This is a genomic window from Curvivirga aplysinae (genome assembly GCF_009711445.1).
GTDB classification, from domain to species: Bacteria; Pseudomonadota; Alphaproteobacteria; order UBA8366; family Aestuariispiraceae; genus Curvivirga; species Curvivirga aplysinae.
This window is the reverse complement of sequence record NZ_SMMC01000036.1, coordinates 1-2,929: the sequence shown is the minus strand read 5'-3', so window position 1 is coordinate 2,929 and position 2,929 is coordinate 1. Positions and strand designations below refer to the sequence as shown.

Genomic DNA, 2,929 nt, shown 5'->3' with positions numbered 1-2,929 from the left:
AACGTCTTTTGTTGTGAAAAACGGATCAAAAATCTTAGCTTGATGTTCTTCCGGGATGCCACCGCCTGTATCTGAGATACGGATTTCCACTTGGTCATCAAGCTTCTTGGTACTAACCTTTAGTTCTCCCTGTGCACCATTCTTATGATCCGCAATTGCATGGGCTGCATTTACAATAAGGTTTAAGAAGACCTGGTTCATAGCACCAGGAATACACTTCACTGCGCCGATTGTTTCGTCAAAATCAGTTTCAAGAGAGGCAATCGTTTTCCATTCATTGCGTGAGACAGTTAATGTAGTATCAATTGCCTGATTAATATCAATTGGTTCTTTGTCTTCTGTCCCGGGATGAGAGAAGTTTTTCATCGCTAAGACGATGCGGGAAACTTGGGCAATACCTTCACTTGATTGTTGGAAAGCAAGTGGTAATTCTTCCAAGAGGAAAGGTAAGTCATATTCTTCGATAGCCTCATCAATTCCTGCAACGAGAGAGGCATATTCTTCTTTACCGTTACATGCGACTTTTAAGGCCAATGCTTTTTCCAAAATTGCGAAAACATCTTTGGAGGAGTCTGATAAGAATTTTAGATTGTCACCAATATACTGTGAAGGTGTGTTGATTTCATGGGCGATGCCACCGGCTAATTGTCCAACGGCTTCCCATTTTGCAGCTTGTGCGAGTTCCCCTTCCATGCGCTGTTGTTCACGCATCATAACCTTACGTCGTGAAATATCACGCAGGATATGTAACAGGTAGGTTTCATCATTATGTTGGAAAGAGGAGATAGATAGCTCGAAACAAGTTTGATCATCATTATTGAAGAAGATCTCTATATCTTGGACTTCCGAATTTTCATCCAGAAACTCTCTAATTAAATCTTGATATTGGGGAGGATTGGATACTGGGAGCATTTGCAAAAGACTCTGATCTTTTAAGTCCGGCAAAGCTTTTCCTAAAAACATAATCGCCTGAATATTGGCATCGTGAATATTTAATTGCTCGTCAGTTGCAATCGCTATATCCTTCATGGAATTCATGATGGCATTCACGCGGGCTGAGTCATTTTTTGCCTTACGTACTGCATCTTCCAAAGACTGGTTTGCCATATATAACTCAAGAGATTTGTTTTCTAACAAATCTTCGGCTTGCTCACGTGCGGCTTTTTCACGGATGTATCTTGCGCGTGGAACAGTTTCTGTGTTTTCAGGAGTATCTGTCATATATTAAACCTGTTTCGTTAAACGAAAGAGCGCTTTTGAACCTACTTCCACTTCAAAGTCTTCTCGTTCAATGAGAGCTTCCTCACCAAAATGTGCCATTGCGCCACGTATTAACCCTTCAGCTACATCTGCAAAGGGGCGTTTTGATTGGTATGTTAATTCTAACACATGAGGGAAGGGACGGGTATTTTCAAAAGTTGGTAGCTCAGCTTCCGGGTAAAGTTTTTTTACCTGAACATGAATAGAGTTTTCGATTTTTTCAAGGAAGGTGAATAGCGTATCCTCGTCCGTTTGGAACATAGGATATTTAGCGGCTAGTTTACCGAAAAGATATTCACCAAATATCTTTTGTAATTCATTTCCAGGAAGGTTCGTTTCTTTGCTGAGTGCAGTCACTAATGCCACCATTTCTTTGAAACAGTAGGTTCCTACGCCAGTATAAGCGCCTTTGGAAGGAAGGTCACTTTGGGCAATGAGTTTTTCTGTCATCTCTTCCCCAAATTTCTCATCAACCATACCCGTGAAAACGTTAAATACGATACCTTTCATCTTCCTATCCTCAAATATTAATTGATGATCAAGTATTCCTTAAACTGAAAATAGAAAATATCCCCATATGGGGAGGATGCCTTAGGGCAAACATACATGACAAGTAACAAGGTATGCCTGGATGTAGAATTAAAAGATACAATTTCTTCTATTCGGAGCAGATTTAATAAGGGTCTTGCGAAGGTATTAAAAATCTAGAGGACAAACTCGCGAGTATTGTTAAGTAGAATCGAACTAATCGATTTTCCATGGAGGGGTATGTTTAAACTTTAGTTGGAGGAAATCGATAAAAGCGCGGGTCTTGTTCGCTAGATGTTTACGATGAGGATAAACAGCAAATAGACCCGGTGCAGGTAATTCATAATCTTCCAATAAAATTTTAATATGCCCTGCTTTGATGTCTTTATTCACAACAAAGATTGGCGAATTCCCAATCCCTGCATGATTCAAAACGGTGTTTCTAACGGCTTGGGCACTATTCACCTGAAATGGGCCTTTAACTGGAATATTTACCTGTTTTCCATTTTCGTGATATGGCCATCGATCTACTGTTTTCATATTACTGTCTAAGACGCAGGCATGGTCACCTAACTCAGATGGGTGGGAAGGATAGCCATATTTATTTAGATATTCTGACGATGCACAAGTAACTAGGCGTATATCGCCCAATTTTCGCGCAACTAGACTGGTATCATCTAGTTTACCGATGCGTAGCGCTAGGTCGAAACCTTCTTCGATAATATTTACAAAACGATCTGTTAACGTTAGTTGGATTTCTACAAAAGGGTGCTCAGATAGAAAATCTGAAATGACTTCTGTGAGATATAATTCGCCAAAGGTTGTTGGTGCCGTGATTTTAAGTCTTCCATGCGGTTTGGCATCCCGAGCTTGAATAGAAGTCTCCAGATCATCAAGATCTTCTAGAAGTTGCTGACAACGTTCATAATAAAGCTGTCCCGTTTCAGTCACAGAAACATTTCTTGTGGTTCTGTTTAACAGGCGTATGCCCAGATGTTCTTCAAGTTGAGCAACATATTTACTTACTAATGCTTTTGCGATTCCAAGATGATCTGCTGCATTGGTGAAGTTGCCTTGCTCTACCACCGCACAAAAACTGCGCATATTTGTCAAAATATCCATTGTCAATAATTTGAATACA

The 2,929-nt window shown here is 40.2% G+C and carries 3 protein-coding genes; all 3 read right to left on the bottom strand.

Features of this window, described 5'->3' with window-relative positions:
• Positions 1-1,221: PAS domain-containing sensor histidine kinase (locus E1160_RS00305; RefSeq protein ID WP_155152998.1), on the bottom strand; the 1,221-nt coding region annotated here is incomplete at its 3' end.
• Positions 1,222-1,224: 3 nt separating this feature from the next.
• Positions 1,225-1,770 (bottom strand): heme NO-binding domain-containing protein, encoded by a 546-nt coding sequence (locus E1160_RS00300; protein WP_155152997.1) that lies wholly within the window; start codon positions 1,768-1,770, stop codon positions 1,225-1,227.
• A gap of 234 nt (positions 1,771-2,004) precedes the next feature.
• The coding region (locus E1160_RS00295; RefSeq protein ID WP_218048608.1) for a LysR family transcriptional regulator at positions 2,005-2,929 on the bottom strand (925 nt) is incomplete at its 5' end.

Excerpts from the sequence above, each read along its gene's own strand:
- E1160_RS00300 (WP_155152997.1), bottom strand. The coding sequence starts at position 1,770 with ATGAAAGGTATCGTATTTAACGTTTTCACGGGTATGGTTGATGAGAAA.